Source organism: Anaerosporobacter sp. (assembly GCF_031551385.1).
Taxonomy (GTDB): domain Bacteria; phylum Bacillota; class Clostridia; order Lachnospirales; family Lachnospiraceae; genus Anaerosporobacter.
The window spans coordinates 1-4,411 of sequence record NZ_JAVBNS010000185.1 but is presented as its reverse complement, the minus strand read 5'-3'; the positions used below and the strand labels follow the sequence as shown (position 1 = coordinate 4,411).

At 35.0% G+C, this 4,411-nt stretch carries 2 protein-coding genes; both read right to left on the bottom strand.

What is annotated here, in order from left to right:
- Positions 1 to 2,719, bottom strand: a 2,719-nt coding sequence (gene mutS, locus RMR19_RS14570; RefSeq protein ID WP_310604224.1) for a DNA mismatch repair protein MutS, incomplete at its 3' end; no start/stop codon positions are given.
- 62 nt (positions 2,720 to 2,781) lie between these two features.
- On the bottom strand, positions 2,782 to 4,411 hold a 1,630-nt coding region (locus tag RMR19_RS14565), incomplete at its 5' end, for a MutS-related protein (protein WP_310604223.1).

Here is a 4,411-nt window from a genome sequence, read left to right as displayed (position 1 = left end):
ATCCTTTAATCTGTTTTTGTAGCTGATATAACATATTCATCGCATCCATTGGTGTCATATGTGCTACATCTAAGTTTCTGATTTCCTCAATTACTTGATTCGTTGAATCTACTGTAAAGAAAGAGAGTTGTCCATCCAAATCATTCTTTGCTTTTGCCTTGTGCGTAGTCATTTGCTGTGCATTCTCTTGCTCTTTTGCTTCGTAAGCACTGTTTTGTTGGCTAGATGTTTCTGCAACCTGACACTCTGCTTTATCACAAGAATGATCTCTATCCAGAAGGGAATCTGACATCTGCTTTACTTTATATGTAATATCATTGTCACTCAGTTCATCAACAATCTCTCTTGCACGTCCGAGAACTGCATCAGGAACACCCGCTAATTTCGCAACCTGAATACCATAACTCTTATCTGCGCCACCTTTGATAATCTTACGAAGGAATACAATGTCTTCCCCTTGTTCTTTTACTGCGATACAATAGTTATTTACACCATTTAATTTGCCTTCTAATTCTGTAAGCTCATGATAGTGTGTTGCAAACAATGTTTTAGCACCAAGCAAGTTTTTGTCACTAATATGCTCAATTACTGCCCAAGCAATACTTAGTCCATCAAATGTACTCGTTCCTCTGCCAATTTCATCTAATATTAGCAAACTGTTCTTTGTTGCGTTACGAAGAATGTTGGCAACTTCCGTCATCTCAACCATGAATGTACTCTGTCCAGAAGCTAAATCATCTGAAGCACCTACTCTTGTGAAGATACGGTCTACAATACCGATTTTGGCATACTCTGCTGGTACAAAGCTACCTACTTGTGCCATTAATACAATAAGAGCAGTTTGGCGCATATAAGTCGATTTACCAGCCATATTCGGCCCTGTTATAATAGATACACGATTATCCTCATTATCTAGGAACGTATCATTTGCAACAAACAAATCATTGTTAATCATCTTCTCTACAACAGGATGACGACCACTCTTAACATCAATAACTCCAGTTTGATTCATCTCTGGTTTTATGAAATTATTACGCTCTGCTACAAATGCCAGCGATGCAAATACATCTAGTTTTGCAACTGCTTTTGCCGTCGTTTGAATTCGTTTTACTTGTTCTGCTATCTGGTCTCTTACTTCACTGAATAGATTGTATTCTAAGCTAAATAGTTTATCCTCTGCTCCTAGAATCATATCTTCTAACTCTTTTAGTTCAGGAGTGATATAGCGTTCTGCATTTGCTAATGTTTGTTTTCTTGTCCATGTTTCAGGAACAAGGTTTTGATAGGAATTTGTTACTTCAAGATAATAACCAAAAACTTTATTAAACTTGATTTTCAGATTCTTGATACCTGTTTGGTCTCTTTCTTTCGCCTCTAATTCTGCTAGCCATGACTTACCATCTGTCTTTGCCCGTCGAAGACGATCTACTTCCTCATTGTAGCCTTCTTTAATGATACCGCCCTCTTTCACTGAAATCGGCGGTTCTTCATCAATCGAGTTGACAATAAGCGTACAGATATCTTCAAGAGTATCTAACTCTGTATCAATCTCTTTCATTAATGCACATGAAAAATCAGAGAGAAGCATTTTAATTGGTGGTAACATCGATAACGATGCTCGAAACGCAATTAAATCCCTTGGATTTGCACTCTTGTAACTCACTTTACTAATTAGGCGTTCTAAGTCATAGATCGGATTTAAGTATTCACGTAACTCTTCTCTTGTAATTGCAGATTGATTTATCTCTTCTACACAGTCAAGTCGTTCTCTAATTAATTCAATATCAATTAATGGTTGCTCTACATAGTTACGAAGTAATCTAGCACCCATAGCTGTTTTCGTTTTATCAAGAACCCATAATAGAGAACCTCTTTTTTGTTTCTCACGTAATGTTTCTGTTAACTCAAGATTTCTTCTTGTTGAACTGTCAAGAAGCATATATTTGCTTGTAATGTATGGCTGTATGTGTGTAAGATGGGATAGAGAGTTCTTCTGCGTCTCATATAGATACTTTAAAGCGGCCCCAGCAGCAATAACACCATATTCATAGTCATGTAATCCAAGTCCGTCTAATGAAGATACTGCAAAGTGCTCCTTCAATCCGTTTTGGCACATCTCTTCATCAAAATACCAAGACTCTTGTGAAGATATTGATATCTTTAAACGTTCTTTTAAATCTACAATATCCATACCCGAAATTAAAAATGCTTCATTACAGATAATTTCTGTTGGAAGGAACTTATTAATCTCATCTAAGAGTTTCTTCTTCGTATCTACTTCTGTTACATAGTAATCTCCTGTTGTAATATCTACAAATGATATCCCAATCCCGCTTTCTGAGTAAAAGATTCCAGAAAGGTAATTATTCTTTGTTTCATCAAGTGTCTGTGTATTCAAGTTTGTACCTGGTGTTACAATACGGCTAACATCTCGTTTAACAAGACCTTTCGCGAACTTAGGGTCTTCCACTTGTTCGCAGATAGCTACCTTATAGCCACGACTAATCATCTTGCTAAGATAGCCCTCTACAGAATGATAAGGAACGCCACACATAGGTGCTCGCTCCTCTTGTCCACAGTTCTTTCCTGTTAATGTTATTTCTAATTCTTTCGCACAGATTGTGGCATCTTCGAAGAACATTTCATAAAAGTCTCCTAAACGATAGAATAGAATACAGTCTGTATATTTATTCTTTATCTCCATATATTGTTGCATCATTGGAGTCAATTGCATAGTATCAACCTTTCTTTCGCTCTTTCTTTGTATTTTTAAATTTTATCTTATAATGCTTCCCATGTTCCTTTTTCAAGGAAATCATTCGCCGCATTTGTTGCTTGCTCAATAATATCTGCGTTATAACCAATCATACCGAGTAGTTTAATTGCATTTCTTGACTGTGCCCTATTAGAACACAATTTATAATCAAACAATACATCGTTATCGACAACTTCCTCTTGGAAGTGATAATTCGAGAAATGTTTCTCTAATATATACGTTAACTCAATATCATGTGTGGCTGCAAAGCAAAGGACATATCCTTTTGATAAACTTCTAAGAATCTGTGCAGATGCCGCAACTCTTTCGAGCGTATTCGTTCCACGTAGTACCTCATCAACAAAACATAAGATAGGTGTTTCGTCATTCATTGCATCTAAGATACGTTTTAACGATTTAATTTCAACAATATAGTAACTTTCGTTATTGAATAAATCATCTCGTAATGCCATAGAAGTATAAACTTGATAATAATTTCCACGGTACGAACGACTTGTACTTGTATAGATTGTTTGGGATAATATCGCATTGATAGCAAGTGTTTTAATAAAAGTAGATTTACCCGATGCATTCGAACCAGTAATTAATACACTTTGCTTTTCGTTAAGAGAGTTTACAACAGGATCATCAATTAATGGATGGTAGATATCTTTGGCATCTACAAAAGGCTTACCGCCTTTAACTAATTCTGGAACGCAATAATAATCAAGTAATTCACGAAAAGATGCAATAGCAACCATACTCTCAAGGTAACCAATTGTTTCATAAATCATCTCTAATTCTTCACTATTTTGCTTTATAATCGTAATCATTTTGCTGAATTTAATTAAGTCAGTATGAAGAAGCATTCTTTCATAGTCAAGTAAGCTATCAATTAAACTTCCGTTCATTGATTTTCCGCAGCTAATCCACATAGCGTTACGTCTTACATAACTGAATTTCTTAGAAGCTTCCACCATTTTGCTTACATATGGCTGTAAGAATGGATCTTTATTCTTGTCTAAATCTTCAACACTACTTAGGATACGCGTAATAAATGCAAGTGTTTTAAAGTAGTTCTCTATCGTTGCTTTTCGTTTATAGTATTGATAAACATTATTACCTATAGTTAAACAGATTGCTACTATCCCGATTCTAGGATCTAAAGCTATGATACCAAATGAAAGTAATAAAGACGCAATACAAAAATAATGTTGCCCTATCGAATATTTCTTTAAGTCCTTCATACGATTCATATATTCGAATACAGATATATTTGAGATTTTCCCCAACTCCTGCATTGCTAACTGAAAGCGAATTCTCTCTTCCTCGTGATCTGAAAAATATGTTATAATACGGTCACGTTCTTTTAATTCCTCTGCATCATAATTCATCTGTCTCAATAGAGAATATAGATATTCTTCACCAATAGAACTTCCTGTATTATTTAGTAACATATAGATATTCTTTAAATCCAAATCATTAAATGTGATATCATCAATATTCCCCTTATCAATTTTTCTGTAATTGTAATACCCTTTTAGTCCTTCAAAGTACTCAGATGTATATTCTTGATCAGGTACATCTCCAAATGCGTTCTTTATCTGTTCTTTCCACATTTGCATTCGCCGTTTTTCTTCTCTTTTGCTTAATATT